The 23,168-nt window shown below is 54.8% G+C and carries 25 protein-coding genes and 1 tRNA gene; 18 read left to right on the top strand and 8 right to left on the bottom strand.

Annotated elements, in window-relative coordinates:
- The first annotated feature begins 3 nt into the window (after positions 1–3).
- The 3 genes from gshB (at position 4) to ruvX (ending at position 2,083) form a co-directional block, all read left to right on the top strand.
- The gene (gshB, locus tag DVA43_RS22450) at positions 4–951 is read left to right on the top strand and encodes a glutathione synthase (RefSeq protein ID WP_114316823.1); all 948 of its coding nucleotides are present in this window, start codon (positions 4–6) and stop codon (positions 949–951) included.
- 155 nt (positions 952–1,106) lie between these two features.
- On the top strand, positions 1,107–1,667 hold the full coding sequence (locus tag DVA43_RS22445; RefSeq protein WP_114316822.1) for a YqgE/AlgH family protein: 561 nt from the start codon (positions 1,107–1,109) through the stop codon (positions 1,665–1,667).
- Complete coding sequence (gene ruvX / locus DVA43_RS22440) at positions 1,667–2,083, top strand: Holliday junction resolvase RuvX (protein ID WP_103822816.1); 417 nt, start codon at positions 1,667–1,669, stop codon at positions 2,081–2,083. Before DVA43_RS22445 ends, ruvX begins: the two co-directional genes overlap by 1 nt.
- 32 nt (positions 2,084–2,115) lie before the next feature.
- Here the strand turns inward: ruvX and DVA43_RS22435 are convergent, their stop codons facing one another.
- Complete coding sequence (locus DVA43_RS22435) at positions 2,116–2,811, bottom strand: IclR family transcriptional regulator (RefSeq protein ID WP_114316821.1); 696 nt, start codon at positions 2,809–2,811, stop codon at positions 2,116–2,118.
- Between the two features lie 92 nt (positions 2,812–2,903).
- Positions 2,904–3,887, bottom strand: a complete 984-nt coding sequence (locus tag DVA43_RS22430; protein WP_114316820.1) for a type IV pilus twitching motility protein PilT — start codon at positions 3,885–3,887, stop codon at positions 2,904–2,906.
- Between the two features lie 17 nt (positions 3,888–3,904).
- Here DVA43_RS22430 and DVA43_RS22425 point away from each other — a divergent pair, with 17 nt between their 5' ends.
- The 9 genes from DVA43_RS22425 (at position 3,905) to DVA43_RS22385 (ending at position 11,114) form a co-directional block, all read left to right on the top strand.
- Positions 3,905–4,606, top strand: coding sequence for a YggS family pyridoxal phosphate-dependent enzyme (locus tag DVA43_RS22425; RefSeq protein WP_114316819.1), 702 nt, complete (start codon positions 3,905–3,907; stop codon positions 4,604–4,606).
- Positions 4,607–4,627: 21 nt separating this feature from the next.
- Positions 4,628–5,194, top strand: coding sequence for a YggT family protein (locus DVA43_RS22420; RefSeq protein WP_103822820.1), 567 nt, complete (start codon positions 4,628–4,630; stop codon positions 5,192–5,194).
- A complete protein-coding gene (gene yggU, locus DVA43_RS22415) occupies positions 5,191–5,487 on the top strand; it encodes a DUF167 family protein YggU (RefSeq protein WP_103822821.1) in 297 nt (98 codons plus the stop codon). Before DVA43_RS22420 ends, yggU begins: the two co-directional genes overlap by 4 nt.
- A 3-nt stretch (positions 5,488–5,490) precedes the next feature.
- The gene (locus DVA43_RS22410) at positions 5,491–6,084 is read left to right on the top strand and encodes an XTP/dITP diphosphatase (RefSeq protein WP_103176930.1); all 594 of its coding nucleotides are present in this window, start codon (positions 5,491–5,493) and stop codon (positions 6,082–6,084) included.
- The gene (gene hemW / locus DVA43_RS22405) at positions 6,077–7,213 is read left to right on the top strand and encodes a radical SAM family heme chaperone HemW (protein WP_114316818.1); all 1,137 of its coding nucleotides are present in this window, start codon (positions 6,077–6,079) and stop codon (positions 7,211–7,213) included. Before DVA43_RS22410 ends, hemW begins: the two co-directional genes overlap by 8 nt.
- A 213-nt stretch (positions 7,214–7,426) precedes the next feature.
- A protein-coding gene (locus DVA43_RS22400) for an IS1 family transposase (protein ID WP_225321516.1) occupies positions 7,427–8,124 on the top strand; the annotation gives its coding sequence in 2 pieces (ribosomal slippage) (positions 7,427–7,676 and positions 7,676–8,124; 699 coding nt in all).
- A 149-nt stretch (positions 8,125–8,273) separates the two neighbouring features.
- Complete coding sequence (locus DVA43_RS22395) at positions 8,274–9,263, top strand: TRAP transporter substrate-binding protein (RefSeq protein WP_114316817.1); 990 nt, start codon at positions 8,274–8,276, stop codon at positions 9,261–9,263.
- A 46-nt stretch (positions 9,264–9,309) separates the two neighbouring features.
- The gene (locus DVA43_RS22390) at positions 9,310–9,813 is read left to right on the top strand and encodes a TRAP transporter small permease (RefSeq protein ID WP_146052343.1); all 504 of its coding nucleotides are present in this window, start codon (positions 9,310–9,312) and stop codon (positions 9,811–9,813) included.
- The gene (locus DVA43_RS22385; protein WP_114316816.1) at positions 9,813–11,114 is read left to right on the top strand and encodes a TRAP transporter large permease; all 1,302 of its coding nucleotides are present in this window, start codon (positions 9,813–9,815) and stop codon (positions 11,112–11,114) included. Before DVA43_RS22390 ends, DVA43_RS22385 begins: the two co-directional genes overlap by 1 nt.
- Positions 11,115–11,157: 43 nt before the next feature.
- Here the strand turns inward: DVA43_RS22385 and DVA43_RS22380 are convergent, their stop codons facing one another.
- From DVA43_RS22380 to trmB, 3 genes are read right to left on the bottom strand one after another with little or no spacing between them, the layout of a single operon-like run.
- Positions 11,158–11,877, bottom strand: a complete 720-nt coding sequence (locus DVA43_RS22380) for a DUF2884 domain-containing protein (RefSeq protein ID WP_103822824.1) — start codon at positions 11,875–11,877, stop codon at positions 11,158–11,160.
- A 52-nt stretch (positions 11,878–11,929) separates the two neighbouring features.
- A complete protein-coding gene (locus DVA43_RS22375) occupies positions 11,930–12,256 on the bottom strand; it encodes a YggL family protein (RefSeq protein WP_103822825.1) in 327 nt (108 codons plus the stop codon).
- The gene (gene trmB / locus DVA43_RS22370) at positions 12,256–12,975 is read right to left on the bottom strand and encodes a tRNA (guanosine(46)-N7)-methyltransferase TrmB (protein WP_114316815.1); all 720 of its coding nucleotides are present in this window, start codon (positions 12,973–12,975) and stop codon (positions 12,256–12,258) included. Before trmB ends, DVA43_RS22375 begins: the two co-directional genes overlap by 1 nt.
- 144 nt (positions 12,976–13,119) lie before the next feature.
- Here trmB and mutY point away from each other — a divergent pair, with 144 nt between their 5' ends.
- From mutY to DVA43_RS22350, 4 genes are all read left to right on the top strand, one after another.
- Positions 13,120–14,172, top strand: a complete 1,053-nt coding sequence (gene mutY, locus DVA43_RS22365; protein ID WP_114316814.1) for an A/G-specific adenine glycosylase — start codon at positions 13,120–13,122, stop codon at positions 14,170–14,172.
- 25 nt (positions 14,173–14,197) lie between these two features.
- Positions 14,198–14,470: an oxidative damage protection protein gene (locus tag DVA43_RS22360; RefSeq protein WP_103176936.1), complete on the top strand. Its 273-nt coding sequence runs from the start codon at positions 14,198–14,200 to the stop codon at positions 14,468–14,470.
- Between the two features lie 102 nt (positions 14,471–14,572).
- Positions 14,573–15,652 carry a membrane-bound lytic murein transglycosylase MltC gene (gene mltC / locus DVA43_RS22355; RefSeq protein WP_103822828.1) on the top strand — a complete coding sequence of 360 codons (1,080 nt, stop codon included), beginning with the start codon at positions 14,573–14,575 and terminating at the stop codon, positions 15,650–15,652.
- A 237-nt stretch (positions 15,653–15,889) separates the two neighbouring features.
- Positions 15,890–17,146: a nucleoside permease gene (locus tag DVA43_RS22350; RefSeq protein ID WP_114316813.1), complete on the top strand. Its 1,257-nt coding sequence runs from the start codon at positions 15,890–15,892 to the stop codon at positions 17,144–17,146.
- 36 nt (positions 17,147–17,182) lie between these two features.
- Here DVA43_RS22350 and DVA43_RS22345 read toward each other — a convergent pair whose 3' ends face one another.
- Entirely contained in the window at positions 17,183–19,318 is a 2,136-nt protein-coding gene (locus DVA43_RS22345; RefSeq protein WP_114316812.1) for an ornithine decarboxylase, read from the bottom strand.
- Positions 19,319–19,716: 398 nt separating this feature from the next.
- Here DVA43_RS22345 and DVA43_RS22340 point away from each other — a divergent pair, with 398 nt between their 5' ends.
- Together DVA43_RS22340 and DVA43_RS22335 are read left to right on the top strand one after the other, a co-directional pair.
- Complete coding sequence (locus DVA43_RS22340) at positions 19,717–20,427, top strand: DUF554 domain-containing protein (RefSeq protein WP_114316811.1); 711 nt, start codon at positions 19,717–19,719, stop codon at positions 20,425–20,427.
- Between the two features lie 95 nt (positions 20,428–20,522).
- Positions 20,523–20,598, top strand: a tRNA-Phe gene (locus DVA43_RS22335).
- 626 nt (positions 20,599–21,224) lie between these two features.
- On the opposite strand, the gene DVA43_RS22320 is transcribed toward DVA43_RS22335, so the two are convergent.
- The gene (locus tag DVA43_RS22320) at positions 21,225–22,226 is read right to left on the bottom strand and encodes a hypothetical protein (RefSeq protein WP_114316810.1); all 1,002 of its coding nucleotides are present in this window, start codon (positions 22,224–22,226) and stop codon (positions 21,225–21,227) included.
- 10 nt (positions 22,227–22,236) lie between these two features.
- Complete coding sequence (locus DVA43_RS22315; RefSeq protein ID WP_371414044.1) at positions 22,237–23,163, bottom strand: ACP S-malonyltransferase; 927 nt, start codon at positions 23,161–23,163, stop codon at positions 22,237–22,239.
- Positions 23,164–23,168: the final 5 nt, after the last annotated feature.

Here is a 23,168-nt window from a genome sequence, read left to right as displayed (position 1 = left end):
ACAATGATCAAGCTCGGCATCGTGATGGACCCCATCGCAAGCATCAATATCAAGAAAGATTCCAGCTTCGCTATGCTGCTGGAAGCGCAACGTCGCGGCTATCAGCTCCACTATATGGAGATGAGCGATCTGTATCTGATTAACGGCGAGGCGCGTGCACGCACCCGCATCGTCAACGTCGAGCAGAATTACGATAAATGGTACGAGTTTGGTTCCGAGCAGGATCTGCCGCTTGCCGAACTCGACGTGATCCTGATGCGTAAAGACCCGCCGTTCGACACGGAGTACATCTACTGCACCTATATCCTGGAGCGCGCAGAAGAGAAAGGCACCCTGATCGTCAACAAGCCGCAGAGCCTGCGCGACTGTAACGAGAAGCTCTACACCGCCTGGTTCTCCGACCTGACGCCAGAGACGCTGGTGACGCGCAACAAAGCGCAGCTGAAAGCCTTCTGGCAGAAACATGGCGATATCATCCTGAAACCGCTGGACGGCATGGGCGGCGCCTCAATCTTCCGCGTTAAAGAGGGTGACCCAAACCTGGGGGTGATCGCCGAAACGCTGACCGAGCACGGTACCCGCTACTGCATGGCGCAGAACTATATTCCGGCGATTGTCGACGGCGACAAGCGCGTGCTGGTAGTGGATGGCGAACCGGTGCCTTACTGCCTGGCGCGTATTCCGCAGGGTGGCGAAACCCGTGGTAACCTGGCGGCCGGTGGCCGTGGCGAGCCGCGTCCGCTGACCGAAAGCGACTGGGAAATTGCCCGCCGCGTGGGCCCGCTGTTAAAAGCCAAAGGGCTGATCTTCGTTGGCCTCGACATCATTGGCGATCGCCTGACAGAAGTGAACGTGACCAGCCCGACCTGTATTCGTGAAATCGAAGCTGAGTTCCCGGTGTCTATCACCGGCATGCTGATGGATGCGATCGAAAAACGGCTGAAGCAGTAACAGTCCCAATATTTATACACACAACCCTTCATGCTGCATCAAGGCACAGCCGTTGCCCCGGCAGCGTGAAGGGTGAAGTGTATAGTGACAGTGTCGGGTTTTGTCCGCATACTGGATGCTGTCGCTTTTTAAACCAGGAAACTGAACCTCTGACAATGAATTTACAGCATCACTTTCTGATTGCCATGCCTGCTCTCCAGGATCCGATTTTCCGCCGTTCCGTCGTGTATATCTGCGAGTACAGCGAAGAGGGTGCGATGGGGATTATCATCAATAAACCGCTGGAAAATCTGACTGTTGAAGGCATTCTGGAAAAACTGAAAATTTCCCAGGACGAACGTATCCCTGAAATTCGTCTCGACAAACCGGTGATGCTGGGTGGCCCGCTGGCAGAAGATCGCGGCTTTATTTTGCATACGCCGCCCGGTTTCTCCTCCAGCATCCGCATCTCTGACAATACCGTTGTGACCACCTCCCGTGACGTGCTGGAGACGCTGGGCACCACCAGCCAGCCGGCGGATGTGCTTGTGGCGCTCGGTTACGCCTCATGGGAAAAAGGCCAGCTTGAGCAGGAGATCCTGGATAATGCCTGGCTCACGGCCCCGGCAGATCTGAACATTCTGTTTAAAACCCCCATCGCCGATCGCTGGCGGGATGCGGCAAAACTGATTGGCATTGATATCCAGACCATGCCTGGCGTCGCGGGGCACGCCTGATGAGCGGCACGCTTCTCGCCTTTGATTTCGGCACCAAAAGTATCGGCGTGGCGATCGGCCAGCGCATCACCGGCACCGCCCGCCCGCTGACGGCGCTGAAAGCGCAAAACGGCACCCCGGACTGGAACCTGATCGAACGACTGCTGAAAGAGTGGCAGCCGGACGAGGTCATCGTCGGTTTACCGCTGAATATGGATGGCACAGAACAGCCACTAACTGCCCGGGCGCGCAATTTTGCCAATAAAATTCATGGCCGTTTTGGCGTGGCGATTAAGCTGCATGACGAGCGGTTAAGCACGGTTGAAGCCCGCGCCGGTCTGTTCGAGCATGGCGGTTTTCGCGCGCTCAACAAAGGCAGCGTCGATTCCGCTTCTGCGGTGATTATTCTCGAAAGTTACTTCGAGCAGGGTTACTGATCCCCTTCCCTTTGCCCGGCAATCCGGGCAATTCATTCCTGGTCCGCCAGCAGCGTGGCGTTGAGCGCGGTCAGCTCATCAAGACGTGAGCGGACGGTCTCATCGTCAATATTCCACATACCGGCAAACGCCAGCGCGGCATGGTGCGCCCCTACGGGTACCGCCATCGACACTTCACCGTCGTCGTGATGCCAGATCACACGTCCCTGCTCACGCTGCTGGGCCACATGCGGGGCGAGGTTTTGCCACTGCTCGGGCGTAAAGCGGGGGATCAGCGCGTCATCCGGTTCGCTCGCCAGCAGCGACATGCCAATCACCGATTGCCAGGCGGGGAGCATATGGAATCCGGCCAGCGCCTGGCTGGCCTGGCTGCCGGGAACGGCGTGCCAGATATAAATGACCTGATCCTCCCACAGCACCCCCAAAGCCACCACGATATCGCGTGGCGCATGGCGCTCCAGCCGGGGCAAGGCGCGGGAGAAAAGCTCCGAGCCACGGATGGACTGCGCCGCCAGGGCATGAATGCCGGGGCCTGGCAGGTAGCGGCGGTGCTCGTCCTGCATGGTCAGGCCAATAGAGGCCATGGTCATCAGCAAACGGTTCACCCGGGTGGTGTTGATCCCCATCAGTCGTGCGAGTTCACGGCAACCGATAGCACGGCCGCTGGAAACCAGATATTGCAGACAGCGAATGCCGTCGATAAGACTTTGGTTCGGTTGTGATGACATAGCCGCTTTCAATCAGTGCAATCAGAAACTCGATTTTAGCGCTCATACCGCAGGAAACAAGGCCATGAGAGGCATTCTCTGCTGGCGCAGGCTCATGACAATCGCCCCTGCGCCCTGCGCTCAGCCAGGCTCTGCTCGAAGTTTTGCATGCCAGCCTGCTGCCCGGTCTGGATCACGCCGGGCAGTTGATAGGTTTTGCCTTCACGGATCAAATTGGCCGCCGCTGGGGTATTAACCAGCAGCTCGAACAGCGCGACACGCCCCTGCTGGTTATCCCTTTCGAGTTTTTGCGCCAGCACGGCCCGCAGGCTGCCTGCCAGCTGTTTACGTACCGGCTCTTTTTCCTGTGCGGGAAAGGCATCCACCAGCCTCTCCACCGCCTGGGCGGCGCCCCGGGTATGAAGCGTCGCCAGCACCAGATGCCCGGTCTCTGCAGCGGTAAGCGCAAGGCGAATCGTCTCGCTGTCACGCAGTTCGCCCAGCAGGATTACATCGGGATCTTCACGTAAGGCTGCCCGCAGCGCGTCGGAAAAGGAGAGGCAATGCAGGCCAATCTCCCGCTGCTGAATCAGGCAACGCTTGCTCTGATGGATAAATTCCACCGGATCTTCGAGCGTCAGGATATGCCCGTCGCTATGGTGATTGAGAAAATCGACCATCGCCGCAAGCGTGGTGGATTTACCGCTGCCTGTCGCCCCGGTCACCAGTATCAGGCCGTTATTATTTGCCAGCAGTTCAGGTATCGCCCGCGGCGCTCCCAGTGTATGCAACTGCGGGCACTCGTCTGGAAGCAGGCGGAGCGCCAGGGAACACCCCTGCATATGTGCAAAGGCGCTGGCCCGCAGCCGCTGCTTGCTCGCAAGCGTAACGGCAAAATCCACCTGACCTTGGGCGCACCATGCCCCCTGCTGCTCGTCGCTAAGCCAGCTTTTTAGCAGCATCGCGACCTCCGGCCCCGGAAAGGGGGCAAATTCCATTTTCCCACGCCGCCGCCAGCGAGGTGGCGCGTTACTGCACAGGTGTAGATCCGAGACGTTATGCTTTACACTAAGGGCCACAATTTCTTCCATATCCATTTAATGATCCCCGGAAAATGAACGACATTGCGCATAACCTGGCACAGGTCAGGGACAAAATCTCAGCCGCGGCAACAGGTTGCGGCCGTGCTTCAGAAGAAGTTACGTTGCTTGCAGTCAGTAAAACCAAGCCTGCGAGCGCCATCGCAGAAGCGATTGATGCAGGCCAGCGCATGTTCGGTGAAAACTACGTGCAGGAAGGGGTGGAAAAAATCCGCCATTTCCGGGAAAAGGGCACCGCGGATCTGCAGTGGCACTTTATCGGACCGCTACAGTCGAACAAAAGCCGGCTGGTGGCGGAGCATTTCGACTGGTGTCATACCGTCGATCGTCTGCGCATCGCCACCCGTCTGAGCGAGCAGCGCCCGGCCGAGATGCCGCCGCTTAACGTGCTGATTCAAATAAATATTAGCGACGAAAACAGTAAGTCAGGTATTGCTCTTGAGGAACTGGAGCATCTGGCGGAACAGGTTGCCGCTCTGCCCGGCCTTCGCCTGCGCGGGTTAATGGCGATCCCGGCCCCTGAAACAGATTACGACAGGCAGTTTGCCGTAGCCCGGCAAATGGCTGTAGCATTTGAGGCGCTTAAAACGCGCTACCCAACGGTCGACACGCTTTCACTGGGCATGACGGACGATATGGCCGCCGCGATTGCGGCTGGCAGCACCATGGTGCGCATCGGGACAGCAATTTTCGGCGCGCGCGATTACACCCAATAATAAGGAAACCTGAGGAACGCCATGAAGACGTTGACCTTCCTGCTCTCAACGGTCATTGAACTGTATACGATGGTGCTTTTGTTACGCGTCTGGATGCAGTGGGCCCGTTGTGATTTTTACAATCCCTTCTCACAGTTTGTCGTGAAAGTGACCCAACCGATTGTCGGACCGCTGCGCCGGGTGATCCCGCCGATGGGCCCGATTGACAGCGCCTCCCTGCTGGTTGCGCTGATCCTGTGCGTGGTGAAAGCGATCGTGCTGTTTATGGTCATCACCTTCCAGCCGATCATCTGGATCGCGGCGGTGTTGATCCTGATAAAAACGATCGGCCTGTTGATTTTCTGGGTTCTGCTGCTGATGGCGATCATGAGCTGGGTAAGCCAGGGCCGTAGCCCGGTGGAGTATGCCCTGATTCAGCTTGCCGACCCGCTGCTGCGCCCGATTCGTAATCTGCTGCCAGCCATGGGTGGAATTGACTTCTCCCCGATGATCCTCGTGCTGCTGCTGTACGTGATCAACATGGGTATCGCTGAACTGCTGCAGTCCACAGGCAATATGTTGCTGCCGGGGCTGTGGATGGCGTTATGAGTGCTGTCAGCACCTGCGCCGATGGGCTGGTTTTACGGCTGTATATTCAGCCGAAAGCCAGCCGCGACACGATTATCGGGCTGCATGGCGACGAAGTAAAAGTCGCCATCACCGCCCCTCCTGTGGATGGCCAAGCCAATGCCCATCTGGTGAAGTATCTGGCGAAGCAGTTTCGCGTTGCGAAAAGCCAGGTGCTGATCGAGAAAGGTGAACTGGGCCGTCACAAGCAGGTCAAAATTCTTAATCCGCAACAAATCCCGACGGAAGTCGCGGCACTGATACAACAGGATTAACAGATGCAAAAAGTTGTTCTCGCTACCGGTAACGCCGGTAAAGTGCGCGAGCTGGCCTCGCTGTTAAATGATTTCGGTCTGGATGTGGTCGCTCAGACCGAGCTGGGGGTGGACTCTGCGGAAGAGACCGGCCTGACCTTTATTGAAAACGCCATTCTGAAGGCGCGCCATGCTGCACAGGTCACCGGCTTACCGGCCATTGCCGATGACTCTGGCCTGGCGGTAGATGCCCTTGGCGGCGCGCCAGGAATTTACTCCGCCCGCTACTCCGGCGTCGACGCCAGCGACCAGCAGAACCTCGAAAAGCTGCTGGAAACGCTCAAGGATGTACCGGATGAGCAGCGCAAAGCGCAGTTCCACTGCGTGCTGGTCTATATGCGTCACGCTGAAGACCCAACGCCGCTGGTCTGCCACGGCAGCTGGCCGGGCGTGATCGCCCGCGAGGCGGCAGGCAATGGCGGCTTTGGCTACGATCCGATTTTCTTTGTCCCGAGCGAGGGCAAAACCGCTGCGGAACTGACCCGCGAAGAAAAAAGCGCGATTTCCCATCGTGGACGCGCCCTGAAACTGTTACTGGAAGCATTACGTAATGGCTAATTTGCCACCATTGAGTCTTTATATTCACATCCCGTGGTGCGTGCAGAAATGCCCGTACTGCGATTTCAACTCGCATGCGCTAAAAGGCGAAGTGCCCCATGACGATTACGTTCAGCATCTGCTTGCCGATCTGGACGCCGACGTACCTTACGCGCAGGAACGTGAAGTAAAGACCATTTTTATCGGTGGCGGTACGCCGAGCCTGCTCTCAGGCCCGGCGATGCAGACGCTGCTGGATGGCGTGCGTGCGCGTCTTAATCTGGCAGCGGATGCAGAGATTACCATGGAGGCCAACCCGGGGACCGTTGAGGCCGACCGTTTTGTGGAGTATCAGCGCGCCGGGGTGAACCGTATCTCCATTGGCGTGCAGAGCTTTAGCGCGTCAAAGTTAACGCGTCTGGGACGTATTCATGGCCCGGATGAAGCAAAGCGCGCCGCTCACCTGGCGACCGGGCTGGGGTTGCGCAGCTTTAACCTCGACCTGATGCACGGCCTGCCGGATCAGTCCCTGGAGGAAGCGCTGGACGATCTGCGTCAGGCCATTGAGCTGAACCCGCCGCACCTCTCCTGGTATCAACTGACCATTGAGCCGAACACGCTGTTTGGTTCACGCCCACCGGTGCTGCCTGATGATGACGCGCTGTGGGATATTTTCGAGCAGGGCCACAGGCTTTTGACCGCTGCCGGGTATCAGCAGTACGAAACCTCGGCCTACGCGAAGCCTGGCTACCAGTGTCAGCACAACCTGAACTACTGGCGTTTTGGCGACTACCTGGGCATTGGCTGTGGCGCCCACGGCAAAGTGACCTTCCCGGACGGACGGATTCTGCGCACGGCTAAAACGCGCCATCCGCGTGGCTATATGGAAGGACGCTATCTGGAGCGCAGCCATGATGTTGAAGCCGACGATAAGCCGTTTGAGTTCTTTATGAACCGCTTCCGCCTGCTGGAAGCCGCACCGCGCGCGGAGTTCACGTTGTATACCGGCTTGCCTGAAGCGGTAATTCGCCCTCAACTGAATGAAGCCATCGCCAAAGGTTACCTGACCGAATGCGATCAGTACTGGCAAATCACCCAGCAGGGGAAATTGTTCCTGAACTCTCTTCTTGAGCTGTTCCTCGCAGAATAATGTCTGATGCGCCTCCGGGCGCATTTTTATATCGTTAAAACCGAATAAACATTACGGCTTTTTAATAACAAATAAAGTAGACCATATAATTTTGGCTGAATCATTAATCCCCCTCCGTCTATTTATCTAATCCAGCGCACATTTTAATAATAAACCCCGGTAATGCTGCCAACTTACTGATTTAGTGTATGATGGTGATTTTAAGGTGCTTGCGTGGCTTCCATTTCCATCAGATGTCCCTCCTGCTCCGCTACTGAAGGCGTGGTGCGTAACGGCAAAAGCACTGCCGGACATCAGCGCTATCTCTGCTCTCATTGCCGTAAAACATGGCAACTACAGTTCACTTACACCGCCTCTCAGCCCGGTACGCACCAGAAAATCATTGATATGGCCATGAATGGCGTCGGATGTCGCGCCAGTGCACGCATTATGGGCATTGGCCTCAACACGGTTTTACGTCACTTAAAAAACTCAGGCCGCAGTCGGTAACCTCGCGCATACAACCGGGCAGTGATGTGATTGTCTGCGCTGAAATGGACGAACAGTGGGGCTACGTCGGTGCTAAATCACGTCAGCGCTGGCTGTTTTACGCGTATGACAGGATACGGAGGACGGTTGTGGCGCACGTCTTCGGTGAACGCACTCTGGCCACACTGGAGCGTCTTCTGAGCCTGCTGTCGGCCTTTGAGGTCGTGGTATGGATGACGGATGGCTGGCCGCTGTACGAATCACGCCTGAAGGGAAAGCTGCACGTTATCAGCAAGCGTTACACTCAGCGCATTGAGCGACATAACCTGAATCTGAGACAACATCTGGCAAGGCTGGGACGGAAGTCACTGTCGTTCTCAAAATCGGTGGAGCTGCATGACAAGGTCATCGGGCATTATCTGAACATAAAACACTATCAGTAAGTTGGAGTCATTACCATAAACCCCTACTCCATGCGGAAATTACGATTACTATTGCGACACATGTACGACAACTTTGTTAATCTGTCATACAAATAAAAGTAACGCGTAATGGAATTAGTGATAACGACCTTTTAGCATGGAGCTTAATAATGAAAACTCGTTCGTATTTACGTTTATTATTATCGGCACTTTCAATTACGTTATTCGCTACTGCTGCCAGCGCAGCGGACAAAGTCACCCTGAAACTGGCGCATAACCTCGAACGTAGCCACGTTGTCCACCGGGCGTTCGAAGCCATGGCGAAAGATGTTAAAACGCTCTCTGATGGCACCATGACCATACGGATCTATCCCAGCAGCCAAATGGGCAATGCCCGCGAAACCATGGAGCTTTTACAAAATGGCGCGCTGGATATGACAAAAGGCTCAGCCAGTGATTTGGAATCCTTTGATAATATTTATGCCATCTATAATTTACCTTTCTTATTTCGCGATCAGGCCCACTTTAATACCGTCGTATTTGGCGACATCGGCAAAGAAATTATGGCGTCGACCAAAGAGAGAGGCTTTTTTGCGTTATCTGCTTACGTTGCTGGCACCCGTAGCTTTTATGCTAAAAAGCCCATTACTAAACCAGACGATCTGAAAGGGCTTAAAATTCGCGTTCAGCCAAGCCCCACCACGATAAAAATGATTGAACTTATGGGTGGCTCGCCAACGCCCGTCTCCTTCGGCGAAGTCTATACCGCCATGCAGCAAGGGGTGGTTGATGGGGCAGAAAATAATGTGCCGTCATGGGTGCAAACTCGCCACATTGAAATCGCGAAGGTCTTTTCTGAGGATGAACACGCCTCAATACCGGACTTTCTGGTTATCGCCACCAAAACCTGGGACGCTCTGACCCCGGCGCAGCAGCAGATCCTGGCAACCGCCGCCAGCAACTCGAAGGTTTATCAGCAAAAACTGTGGGATGAGATTGATGCGCAAACCCGCGCCCAGGCGAAAGCGATGGGTGGTGAGATTATCAAAGTTGATAAAGCCCCCTTCCGCGCCGCGGTTCAGCCGCTGTTTGATGATTTCAAAAAAGATCCCAAACAAGCTGCCCTGTTAGCAAAGTTTGAAAACGCGGTACCGCAATAATTTTTCTAAGGGCCGGATCAGGCCCTTTTTCAACGGGATATTCACCATGATATTTAACCGCCTTAAGGCTGCGGTAGACCGCGTCATTGCCGCTTTTTGCGTGCTGGTGATGATCGCGCTGGTTATCTGTGTGGTGTGGCAGGTTGTGAGTCGCTACGTCCTTAACCAACCCAGCACCCTGACCGATGAGCTGGCACGCTTCTTAATGATCTGGGTGGGGTTGCTCGGTGCGGCTTACAGCGTGGGAGCTCAGCGACACCTCTCTATCGACCTTCTCGCCCTCTCCCTGAGTCGGCCTAAGCAGGCGCTGTTGAGCCTGCTGGTCAACCTGATGATCTTTGTTTTTGCCGGGCTGGTCATCGTGACGGGAGGCATCCGGCTTATCGGTAAAACCCTTGAGACGGCCCAGGTTTCTGCGGTCATGCAGATCCCCATGGGTTACGTCTACCTTATCCTTCCGCTGAGCGGCCTGGTGATCATGTTTTATGCCCTGAATTTTATGTGCCAGAGCCTGCTGGCGCTGAAAACCGCAAACGTGGAGGCGTTATAATGGAAAACGCAGTAGCGCTCACGCTGTTTGGCAGCTTTTTTGTGTTGGTTTTCATTGGCGTCCCGATCTCTTTTTCGATTGGTATCGCTACGGTGGCTTCCATGCTGCTGATGTTCCCTTGGGAGATCGCCGTCGTCACGGTGTCCCAACGTCTGGCGAACGGCCTGGATAATTTTTCGCTGCTGGCGATCCCGTTTTTTATCTTTGCGGGCACGCTAATGAACAGCGGCGGGATCGCCATACGGTTGATTAATCTGGCCCAGGTGATGGTTGGCCGGGTTCCCGGCTCGCTCGGTCACGTGAACGTGATGGCGAATATGATGTTTGGCTCCATATCTGGTTCCGCAGTAGCCGCCGCGGCCGCCGTTGGCGGAACGCTTCACCCCATCCAGACAAAGCAGGGTTACGACCCCACCTTCACCACGGCGGTAAACGTTACATCCTGCATCACGGGCCTGCTCATTCCCCCTTCCAACGTGCTGATCGTCTTCTCCCTTACCGCGGGCGGCGTCTCGATAGCCTCACTGTTTATGGCGGGCTACCTGCCGGGTCTTCTGATGGGGCTGGCGATTATGATCGTCTGCGCCGTCATTGCTAAACGCCGCGCTTATCCACTCACTGAGCTCCCCACCCGCGCCCAGGCGATCAAGGCCTTTTTTGACGCGATGCCAAGCCTGCTGCTGGTCATCATCGTTATGGGCGGCATTCTGGGCGGTATCTTTACTGCCACGGAGGCATCGGCCATCGCCGTGGTTTACACCTTTATTCTGTCGGTGCTGATTTACCGGGAGGTGAAGTGGCGGGAGTTACCCAGGCTGATTCTGGAGTCGGTGGTCATGACCTCCATCGTCTTGCTGCTGATCGGCTTTTCCGTGGGGATGTCCTGGGCAATGACCAACGCAGACATTCCCTATTTGATCAGCGATACGCTGATGGGGATCTCTGATAATCCGTTGGTTATTCTGCTGCTGATTAATATCGTGCTGCTGATCGTCGGGATCTTTATGGATATGACCCCCGCGGTGTTGATCTTTACCCCTATTTTCCTGCCTATTGCTCAGGAGCTGGGGATGGATCCGGTGCATTTCGGCATTATGATGGTGGCCAATCTCTGTATCGGCCTGCTGACGCCGCCGGTGGGCAGCGCATTATTTGTCGGCTGCTCTATTTCCGGGGTTAAGATCCAGCAGTTGATTAAACCTCTACTGCCGTTCTACTTAGCCCTGATAACCGCGCTGATGCTGATTACCTACATCCCCGCAATTTCGTTGTTTCTTCCTGAACTGCTGGGCTTAATGTGATGCAGACCAGCAAAGGGCGTCCCCCTTTGCTGGTTCAATAGCGTTACTTCAGCCCGCCCACCAGCGCCTTGCGGCTCTCTTCCAGCGAGACAACGCGCTGACACACGTCTTTGCCGAATGCCTTGAAATCCGCTTCCTGGTTTTTCCACTCGTTCTGGATGGCGGTTTGCAGACCGCCCAGGCTACCCAGCACGCCCTGCAGCGGGTTACCGCCGCCTTTCAGTACCGCTTTGGCGCCCATCTCGTTAATGCTGTCCTGCAGGATGCCGCCCATCGCCTGGTTCACCAGCTGCTGGCCGTCGGCGCGCACCTGATCGATCGCTTTATAGTGGAACGTCAGGCCATCGGTGCGATGCTCAATAATGCGGTTCATCTGCTCTTTTAACTGCGCGTCCAGCTTTGTCAGGCGCGAGCGCATATTGCTGCTCTCCCCTGCCTCTTTAGCGATGATCCTATCCAGCGCGACACGGCCTTTTTCGACGCGGGTCAGAGCGCCTTCATCAATCCACGGCAGCGCGCTGCGCAGATCGGCCTGATAGTCTTTTGCCTGTTCACGTTGGGCTGCGCTCAGCGTGTACTGCTTGCCGTTAAACATGACGTTGCCATCCGGGGTGATCACCAGATTGCCGTTCTCACCTTTTACCTGCACGGTTTGCGGGCTCAGGATCACGTCGTCACGTGGCGTGACTTCACATTTGTACTCTGCGTGAGCGGTGAGTGCCGTGGTCATTAAGGCCGCGGCGAGCAGCGTTTTGCGCATCATATATTCTCCCTCATACAAAATGGGCCAGCAATTGCTGGCCCCTGATGCTCTATTAGTCCCACCAAATGTCGAAAAGTTCGCTGATGCGCACCTCTTCGAATTTGTGGTCTTCCAGCCACTTACGCACAATGGCCTGATCTTCTTCGGTACACTTGCCGATCTCTTGTTTGCAGATCAAACCTTCCCAGGCCAGGTAGCCGCTGCCGTCAAACGCCAGCTTGTTCGGCTCGATGACTTCATTGATGAAAGCATCGACATCTTCATCAATTTTTTCTACGCTGGTGCCTTCCGGGAAACGCCATGCAACCGAAAAACCCACCTCCTGGAACTCTTCGATGTGCATTTTCTTACGCAGACGACGGCTACGGTTCTTTGCCATTATTTCACCCTCTCGAACATTAAGTCCCATACGCCGTGACCAAGACGATGGCCACGCTGTTCAAATTTGGTTACCGGACGCGATTCAGGACGCGGTACATAGTCATTGCTCGCAGACTGGTTTTTATACCCGTCCAGCGCCGACATCACTTCCAGCATATGTTCCGCATACTGTTCCCAGTCGGTTGCCATATGGAAAACACCACCCAGCTTCAGTTTGCTTCTGAGAAGTTCAGCAAACGGCGCCTGAACGATACGGCGTTTATTATGACGTGCTTTGTGCCACGGGTCAGGGAAAAAGAGCTGAACCATGCTCAGAGAATTGTCAGGAATCATCTTGTGCAGCACTTCTACCGCGTCGTGACACATCACGCGCAGGTTCTCGACACCCTCTTCGTGGGCGGTCGCCAGACAGGCACCGACACCTGGGGAGTGGACTTCAATGCCGAGGAAGTTCTGCTCCGGGCGCGCTTTTGCCATAGTCACCAGCGAAGCGCCCATGCCGAAACCGATCTCCAGTGTGACCGGTGCGTCGCGGCCAAACAGCGCCACAAAGTCGAGCGGCTGTTCGGTGAACTCAACGCCCATCACCGGCCAGTAGTTATCCAGCGCGTGCTGCTGCCCTTTGGTCAGGCGCCCCTGGCGGCGGACAAAGCTGCGAATACGGCGCAGCGGGCGGCCGTTTTCATCAAATTCCGGTGATATGACGTCGTTTTTCATAAAAGAGTAGTCTGCTTGTGAGAATGTTCGGGAAACGGGCATTATCCAAAGTTAATGACCGGATGCAAGCATGGGAAAGATCCGGTTTACAGCCGCATGCCTCTGTGCTGCAATCTGCCTCCCTGATACCGCAAAGCGAAGACCATGCAAGCCTCTCAATTTTCAGCCCAAGTGCTGGACTGGTACGACAAATACGGGCGTAAAACCCTCCCCTGGCAAATTGAAAAAACACCGTACAAAGTATGGCTCTCAGAGGTGATGTTGCAACAAACGCAGGTCGCGACGGTTATCCCTTACTTTGAACGCTTTATGGCGCGTTTTCCGACGGTGACCGATCTGGCTAACGCCCCGCTGGATGAAGTGCTGCATCTGTGGACCGGGCTCGGCTACTACGCCCGCGCCCGCAATCTGCATAAAGCCGCCCAGCAGGTGGTGTCGCTGCACGGCGGCACCTTCCCGGAAACCTTCGATGAAGTGGCCGCCCTGCCGGGCGTGGGGCGCTCCACCGCCGGGGCCATCCTTTCTCTCTCGCTGGGTAAACACTTCCCGATTCTCGACGGCAACGTGAAGCGCGTGCTGGCGCGCTGCTACGCCGTCGGTGGCTGGCCGGGCAAAAAAGAGGTGGAGAAGCGCCTGTGGGAGATCAGTGAAGCGGTCACTCCCGCTCACGGCGTTGAACGCTTTAACCAGGCGATGATGGATCTGGGCGCGATGGTCTGTACCCGCTCGAAGCCCAAATGCGAGCTCTGCCCGCTGAATAATCTGTGCGTCGCCTATGCTAACCAGTCGTGGGCGCAATATCCCGGTAAAAAGCCGAAGCAGACCTTACCAGAGCGTACCGGCTATTTCCTGCTGATGCAGCACGAGGAGACCGTCTGGCTCGCCCAGCGTCCGCCAAGCGGTTTATGGGGCGGTCTGTTCTGCTTCCCGCAGTTTGAGGATGAGGAGCGTCTTCGCGACTGGCTGGCGCAACGCGGCATCCCTGCCGATACTCTTGTGCAGCTCAACGCGTTTCGCCATACCTTCAGCCACTTCCATCTGGATATTGTTCCAATGTGGCTTCCCGTGTCCTCATTCACGGCGTGCATGGATGAAGGCACCGCTCTCTGGTATAACTTAGCGCAACCGCCGTCAGTGGGGCTCGCGGCTCCCGTAGAGCGCCTGTTACAGCAATTACGTGTCGGAGCAACGGTTTAGCTCCGGGCGACAAAGAGGAATCAGTATGGCCAGAACAATTTTTTGCACCTTCCTGCAGCGTGAAGCAGAAGGCCAGGACTTCCAGCTCTATCCGGGCGATCTGGGTAAGCGCATCTATAACGAAATTTCAAAAGAGGCGTGGGCGCAGTGGCAACACAAGCAAACCATGCTGATTAACGAGCGCAAGCTCAACATGATGAACGTTGAACACCGCAAGCAGCTTGAAGAGGAGATGGTCAATTTCCTGTTTGAAGGCAAAGACGTTCACATCGAAGGCTATACGCCACCAGAAAAATAATATCGTGCCGCCTTGCCTGGTCTACGGTTTGTAGGCCGGGTAAGCGTAGCGCCACCCGGCGAAAACAGCCCCAGAACAAACACAACACGCACTCCTGGAATGATGAAAAAATTTTTAGCGCTTGCTCTTGTTGCACCGTTACTTGTTTCGTGTTCCTCCAGTAAGAAAGGCGATAGCTATAACGAAGCCTGGGTAAAGGACACCAACGGTTTTGACATTCTGATGGGGCAATTCGCCCATAACATCGAAAATATCTGGGGATTTAACGAGGTACTGATCGCAGGACCAAAGGACTACGTTAAGTACACCGACGCTTACCAGACCCGCAGCCACATCAACTTTGACGAAGGTACCATTACCGTCGAGACCATTGCCGGAACCGATCCTGCGGCGCGTTTGCGCGAGGCGATCGTGAAAACCCTGCTGATGGGTGACGATCCGGGCTCTATCGACCTCTACTCCGATGCCGACGACATCACCATCTCCAAAGAGCCGTTCCTCTATGGCCAGGTGGTGGATCAAACCGGCCAGTCCATTCGCTGGGAAGGCCGTGCTAATAATTTTGCTAACTACCTGTTGCAGACGCGCCTGAAAAGCCGCAGCAACGGCCTGCGCGTTATCTACAGCGTGACCATTAACCTGGTGCCAAACCACCTCGATAAACGTGCACATAAATATGTCGGGATGGTCCGTCAGGCATCGCGTAAATATGGTGTCGATGAGTCGCTGATCCTGGCGATTATGCAGACTGAATCGTCGTTTAACCCGTACGCGGTGAGCCGTTCCGACGCCCTGGGCCTGATGCAGGTTGTGCAGCACAGCGCCGGGAAAGATGTGTTCCGCTCGCAGGGAAGATCGGGTATGCCAAGCCGCAGTTACCTGTTTGATCCTGCCAGCAATATCGACACCGGCACCGCCTATCTGGCGATGCTCAATAACGTCTACCTGAGCGGCATTGATAACCCGACCTCACGTCGCTATGCGGTGATCACCGCCTACAACGGCGGCGCAGGCAGCGTGCTGCGGGTCTTCTCCAACGATAAAATCCAGGCGGCAAACATTATCAACAGTATGTCACCGGGGGATGTTTACCAGACCCTCACCAGCCGTCACCCTTCCGCAGAGTCCCGCCGCTACCTCTACAAGGTCAATACGGCTCAGAAGAGCTATCGTAGAAAGTAGTGTGACTTTTTTTACCCTCTCCGTCGTGGGGAGGGTAAAGATTCTGTCGATCCCCGCCCGCCTTCCCCATAAGAAATTGTTATTTGCATCACAATCCAAACTGCAAATTAATGTTGATTGCATTTTTTTGCGGGAGGTAACAAAACATCACGCCACTCGCTGATAGAATTGCATCAAATCCAAAACCCAAATGTTTCTACACCAACATACAGCCCGCTCTCTTGTGAGGAAAGTAACATGAACCTTAAGCTGCAGCTTAAAATCTTGTCGTTTCTGCAGTTCTGTCTGTGGGGGAGCTGGCTAACCACGCTCGGCTCCTACATGTTTGTCACCCTGAAATTCGATGGTGCTTCCATCGGCGCGGTCTATAGCTCGCTGGGCATTGCCGCGGTATTTATGCCGACCCTGCTCGGGATCGTGGCGGACAAATGGATCAGTGCGAAATGGCTTTACGCCCTCTGCCACCTGGTGGGCGCGGCCACGCTGTTTATGGCCGCGGGCGTAACCACGCCGGGGGCGATGTTTGTGGTGATCCTGCTTAACTCGCTGGCCTATATGCCAACGCTTGGGCTTGTGAACACCATCTCCTACTATCGCCTGAAAACGGCGGGCCTGGACATCGTGACCGACTTCCCGCCGATCCGTATCTGGGGCACCATCGGCTTTATTATGGCGATGTGGGCGGTGAGCTTCTCCGGCTTTGAGCTGAGCCATATGCAGCTCTATATCGGCGCGGCGCTCTCCATCGTGCTGGTGCTGTTCACCCTGACCCTGCCGCACATTCCGGTCTCTAACCAGCAGAAAAACCAGAGCTGGAGCTCCATGCTTGGCCTGGATGCGTTCGCGCTGTTTAAAAACAAACGCATGGCGATCTTCTTCATCTTCTCCATGCTGCTGGGTGCGGAGCTGCAGATCACCAACATGTTCGGCAACACCTTCCTGCACAGCTTCGATAACGATCCGATGTTCTCCGGGAGCTTTATCGTTGAACACGCGTCGGTGATGATGTCCATTTCGCAGATCTCCGAAACGCTGTTCATTCTGACCATCCCGTTCTTCCTGAGCCGCTACGGTATCAAGAACGTCATGATGATCAGTATTTTCGCGTGGATGCTGCGCTTCGGCCTGTTTGCCTACGGCGACCCGTCAGCCTTCGGTACCGTGCTGCTGGTGCTGTCGATGATTGTCTACGGCTGCGCCTTCGACTTCTTCAACATCTCCGGTTCCGTGTTTGTAGAGAAAGAGGTACGTCCGGAAATCCGCGCCAGCGCCCAGGGTATGTTCCTGATGATGACCAACGGCTTCGGCTGTATTCTCGGCGGCGTGGTGAGCGGTAAGGTTGTGGAGATGTATACCACCAACGGTATTACCGACTGGCAGCCGGTGTGGCTGATCTTTGCAGGCTACTCGCTGGTACTGGCCTTCGCGTTCATGGTGCTGTTCAAGTACAAACATGTTCGTACCCCGACAGGCGTGCAGACCGTCGCACATTAATCTGTGAACTCCCCCTCCCTGCGGAGGGGGATTTTTTTACTTCAGAACATACCCGTACAAACGCTTAATCCCGTCCGCATCCTTTTCGCTGTATACGCCCTGCAGTTCCGGAGAAAAACCGGGTAACAGATTGACGCCCTCTTCCAGCGCCAGGAAGTAACGCTGCACCGCCCCGCCCCACAGTTCGCCCGGCACCACGCACAGCACCCCTGGCGGGTATGGCAATGCCCCTTCCGCCGCGATACGCCCTTCGGCTTCGCTGATGCGCACCAGCTCGACGTCACCGCGAATAAAGGCCTGGTTAGCATCCTGCGGGTTCATCGCCACGGTAGGCAGGCTCTCTTTGCGGAACATCGCCTTTTGCAGATCCTTCACGTCAAAGCTGACATACAGATCGTGCATCTCCTGGCAAAGCTGACGCAGGGTGTAGTCGCGGTAGCGCACCGGATATTTGTTCCAGATGGTTGGCAGGACATCTGCCAGCGGGGTGTCATCTTCAATGTGCTGTTCAAACTGGCCCAGCATCGCCACCAGTTGCGCCATCTTCTCGGCGCTCTCCGCCGGGGTGAGCAGGAAGAGGATGGAGTTGAGATCGCACTTCTCCGGAACAATGCCTTTCTCGCGCAGGTAGTGCGCCAGAATGGTCGCCGGAATGCCAAAGTCGGTGTACTCCCCGCTTTCCGCATCGATGCCCGGCGTGGTCAGCAGCAGCTTGCACGGGTCGACAAAGTACTGCTCTTCGGCATACCCCTCAAAGCCGTGCCATTTCGCCCCCGGTTCAAAGCTGAAGAAACGCAGCTCGCTGGCAATCGCATGGGTAGGATGATCCTGCCATGGACGCCCGGCCACCACCGGCGGGATAAACGGCTTAATCATCTTGCAGTTGGCGATAATCGCCTTGCGCGCCTCGATGCCCATCTCAACGCATTCGGCCCACAGCCGCCGTCCGCTCTCCCCTTCGTGGATTTTGGCGTTCACGTCAAGGGCCGCAAACAGCGGATAGAACGGGCTGGTCGACGCATGCAGCATAAAGGCGTTATTCAGGCGCTTATGCGGGCAGAAACGCGCCTGGCCGCGGATATGGTTGTCCTTTTTGTGGATCTGCGAGGTCTGGGAGAATCCGGCCTGCTGTTTATGTACCGACTGGGTGACAAAGATCCCCGGATCGTTCTCGTTGAGGTCCAGCAGCAGCGGGGAGCTGTCCGCCATCATCGGGATAAACTGTTCGTAGCCTACCCACGCCGAGTCGAAGAGGATGTAGTCGCACAGTTGGCCAATCTTGTCGATCACCTGACGGGCATTATAGATAGTGCCGTCATAGGTGCCGAGCTGGATCACCGCCAGGCGGAACGGGCGCGCTTCATGGGCTTTTTCCGGCGCCACTTCGCGGATTTGCTCCCGCAGGTACGTCTCGTCAAAGCAACGGTCATCAATGCCGCCAATAAAACCAAACGGGTTACGCGCCGCTTCAAGGTAAACCGGCGTGGCACCCGCCTGGATCAGCGCACCATGATGGTTGGACTTATGGTTGTTGCGGTCAAACAGCACCAGATCGCCACGGGTCAGCAGCGCATTGGTCACGACCTTGTTGGCGGCAGAAGTACCATTAAGAACGAAATAGGTCTTGTCGGCGTTGAAGACTTTCGCCGCGAATTTTTGCGCATGTTTGGCAGACCCTTCGTGGATCAGCAGATCGCCGAGCTTCACGTCGGCATTGCACATATCGGCACGGAAGACGTTCTCACCAAAGAAATCGAAAAACTGACGGCCAGCGGGATGCTTCTTAAAGAATGCGCCGTGCTGGTGCCCTGGACAGGCAAAGGTGCTGTTGTCCATCGCCACATACTGTCTGAGGGTGTCGAAAAACGGCGGCAGCAGGTTCTCTTCGTAACGACAGGCCGCCGCTTCCAGCTCTAACCACTCCTGTGCCTTGCCGTCGATTACCGCATCGACGCCCGCAGGCGCTTCTACCGGCTCTGGTGAGAACAGATAAACAGGTAAATGAAAACCGGTGCGTTTCAGCAATGCGAGAATGCCGCTGCGGCTTTCAGCGACGGTAATGACGACTGCCGCCACATCCGTAAAATCGGTGTTATCCAGCGTCACCACTTCCCGGTGCGTGGATAAGGCGGAGGCCAGCTCACGGCTGACGGCAATTTTCATTGATTTCATAAGCGCAAATACCCGTGCAAGGCGAGAAAAAGCCCCGGACAGGGAGTCCCCCTGCCCAACGAATGTGTCTGACCGGAGTTCAGCTCCGACCGCCAGACATCAGTAAAAACAGAACGCGTCTGGTTTTACTGTTGTCCTGCAGTGAGCCTGCGTTACCCTCACCGCATGGTGAGCGTAGAATAGAATGTGTCGATACGGCCAGCCATTCGCGCAGCAAGAGAGAGTCTATTCATGGGCGGCCCTGTATCTGAGAGGAGAAAATTCGCGCAATAATGTCACCTTTCGCCAGGGGGCGCAAGGAGGAATCATTATGCAGAAAACGGGATTAAATTTGGCGATTACTCACTGAAAAGAGTAATAATAATGCAATATCAATGATTAAATAACAGGAGTTCATAGTGGTTACAGGACCGTTCATTAATGCCGGAGCCGTGCTGCTGGGCGGCGTACTTGGCGCCGTGCTTAGCCAGCGATTACCGGAGCGTATTCGCTCCTCCATGCCCTCAATCTTCGGCCTTGCCTCTATGGGGATTGGCATTCTTCTGGTCATCAAGTGCGCCAACCTGCCGGTAATGGTGCTGGCAACACTGCTTGGGGCGCTGATCGGCGAGTTTTGTTATCTGGAAAAAGGAATTAACGACGCCGTCGGCAAAGCGAAAAATCTGCTCGCACGGGGTAAACAGAAAGGCGGTGGTCACGATGCCTATATCCAGAACTATGTCGCCATCATTATTCTGTTTTGCGCCAGCGGCACGGGGATTTTTGGCGCAATGCACGAAGGGATGACCGGCGACCCCAGCATTCTTATCGCTAAATCCTTCCTGGATTTCTTTACTGCAACGATTTTTGCAACCACCCTGGGTATCGCGGTTTCCGCGATTTGCTTGCCGATGCTGCTTATCCAGCTTGCACTTGCAACCTGCGCCACGCTGATACTCCCGCTGACCACCCCGGCCATGATGGCTGACTTTACCGCCGTCGGCGGCCTGCTGCTGCTGGCGACAGGGCTGCGGATCTGCGGTATCAAGATGTTTGCAGTGGTGAATATGCTGCCTGCGCTGGTGCTCGCTATGCCGCTCTCTGCCCTGTGGACAGCGTTTTTTGCCTGATATTGCAGCAAAGTGGTGACAGAGTGTGCGGTCAGTAGCGAAATCAACAAATTTCGTTGACGGCAGAAGGCAGATCGGGTTTAATGCGCCCCGTTGCCCGGATAGCTCAGTCGGTAGAGCAGGGGATTGAAAATCCCCGTGTCCTTGGTTCGATTCCGAGTCCGGGCACCACTATTTAAAGAACCCGCCCAAAAGGCGGGTTTTTGCTTTTGGAGAGCCGGACTCTTCATCGAACGATGTTCGATTATTCGCCGCAAGCGGCTCACCCCTCCGGGGCCAGCGCGACAAGCGCGCTGTTCAACGCCTGCGGCGTTAGTCCGAGTCCGGGCACCACTATTTAAAGAACCCGCCCAAAAGGCGGGTTTTTGCTTTTGGAGAGCCGGACTCTTCATCGAACGATGTTCGATTATTCGCCGCAAGCGGCTCACCCCTTCGGGCCAGCGCGGCAAGCACGCTGTTCAACGCCTGCGGCGTTAGTCCGGGTCCGGGCACCACTATTTAAAGAACCCGCCCAAAAGGCGGGTTTTTGCTTTCTGAGAGCCGGACTCTTCATCGAACTACGTTCGATTATTCGCCGCAAGCGGCTCACCCCTTCGGGGCCAGCGCGGCAAGCGCGCTTTTCAACGCCTGCGGCGTTAGTCCGGGTCCGGGCACCACTATTTAAAGAACCCGCCCAAAAGGCGGGTTTTTGCTTTTGGGCTTCTGGAGCGTTACACCCCTTCCCTTCTAAAATATCTTTAGCCTTATACAGGCGTTGCTATTATGCCGCCAGCATGAAGCTGACGGCATAATGTTGATCACCACAGCCGGGTTTGCTTACTGATCTCGCCCCAACGGATATACATATCGCAGGACATAATAAAATCATTATGCCATTTCCAGTAACAACGCATTATGTAATAGCTGAAAAACGGCAAATAACAGAGCAGGTAATAAATCTCAAACCAAACCTGCCACTCTGCAAAGGCGAACAGAAGCGCAACCACCGTCACCCAAATAGCTTCAACAATCAGTAGCATCACCAACTGTAGCCAGTGTGGTTTGTCATAAAGCGAACGCCAGGGGAGCGTCTTTGAGAAGGTAAAATCAATTTCATTCAAAAAAAGATGACCCAGAAATACATATCTTTTTGAAATGAGCAGTGACAATAGACTGAGCGCAAATACGATGGTACACAAAACGCACATTGTAATAATGGCTTTAAGAGTAAAATAAGCGCCGTTGAAATCAAATTGTTCACTATGCCGCAGCGGACCAATTACCAGCAGGTTCATGATAATGCCGATAAACATGGTCGGTAGCATATAGCGGGTGAGACTCTTCCACCTCACTTTATCCACAAAAGAAATCGCGACCTGTTTGACATAGCCATTTCGAATGATGGCAAACATTCCCCAGATCATCAGCGGAACAAACATGGCAAGAAGAATTAACACGATGCCTGGAGTGGTTAACAAAAAAAGCGTGCTGGATAATGCACCAAAGATGAATAATGAGATCGTTACAGCCACCAGAGGCTTAAACATAACTATCTCAATTTTCTTATTAGTCTTATCTTTAAAGAACGACAAATCAATGTTTTTGACGACGCATTTATATGCCCAATAAGCCTTAAGATCGAAAATAAAGTTATGGAGTACCAGCGCAAAGATAGCACTGACCACCCATGCATCATCGCGGGTAAATGTAAAGTCCGTGTTTTTCCAGTAAAAACCCAGCAGTATCAACGTAATCAGATAGATAAACAGCAGGATCATTCTATCCTGAAAACGAATAAACCGTAAATAATCGGGAATCATATCAATACTCTTAAATTGCCAGAACTTTTCTACAATGCAAAACGCGCTCAGGATCAAACCCGGCAAAATCATTAAGCATTTGTCCAAGATAGGCTTTGTTGCTGATCTCAAGAAAAACGGTTTCAACCGGACCGCTTAAAAAATGCTTCATGCTGTCGGTCCACTTGACGCTATGGGTTAAATGCAGGGAGAGGTTCTCTTTTATCTGCGCCGGGTCGGAGGTCGCCTGCGCCGTTACGTTCATCAGCACGTCATGCTGCGCAGGATGGAATTCCTGAGTCGCTAAAAAGTCGCGCATTAACTGCACGCCGTCGGCCATCAACCGGGTGTGCCAGGCACCACTTACACCGAGCTTCACCGGGTCGAGACCGTTGTCCGCCAGCGTCCTGGCAAATTCGCTTAACGCAGAAGGCGCTCCGCCGATCACCTGTTGATTAGGCGTGTTATCACAGCTGATATCCAGTTCGATACCTGAGGAGGCAATCATCTCGCTCAGAGTTGCATAGTTGACCCCTTTCAGCGCCAGCATGGAGCCTTTGTGCTTCGTGCTCACCTCATGCATGGTACTGGCGCGGAAGTGAATGGTGCGAAACAGCGTTTCCAGCGAGATCGCCCCAGCGGCATACAGGGCGCTGTATTCACCCACGCTATGGCCGCAGGAGCCGACAATTTGCATATTTTCATATCGCTCACGGCACAGGGTATAGAGCGTCACGTTGATGGCTGTCACGGCCAACTGTTGCACTGTCGTTTGCACCAGTCGATTCATGGGACCCTTCTGGCAGAGGCGACGCAAATCCATGCCGGAAATATCGCTGGCGCAATCCCAGATATTCTTCGTGGCGACACTCTTGTCCCACACATCACTCCCCATACCAATAACCGGATTACCCTGCCCTGAAAAAAGGGCCACCACAGGTTGTGAAAGAGTATTCATCGCCA

Source organism: Leclercia sp. W6 (assembly GCF_003336345.1).
Lineage (GTDB): Bacteria > Pseudomonadota > Gammaproteobacteria > Enterobacterales > Enterobacteriaceae > Enterobacter.
The sequence above is the reverse complement of the archived record's forward strand: the minus strand, read 5'-3'. Positions and strand labels throughout refer to the sequence as shown.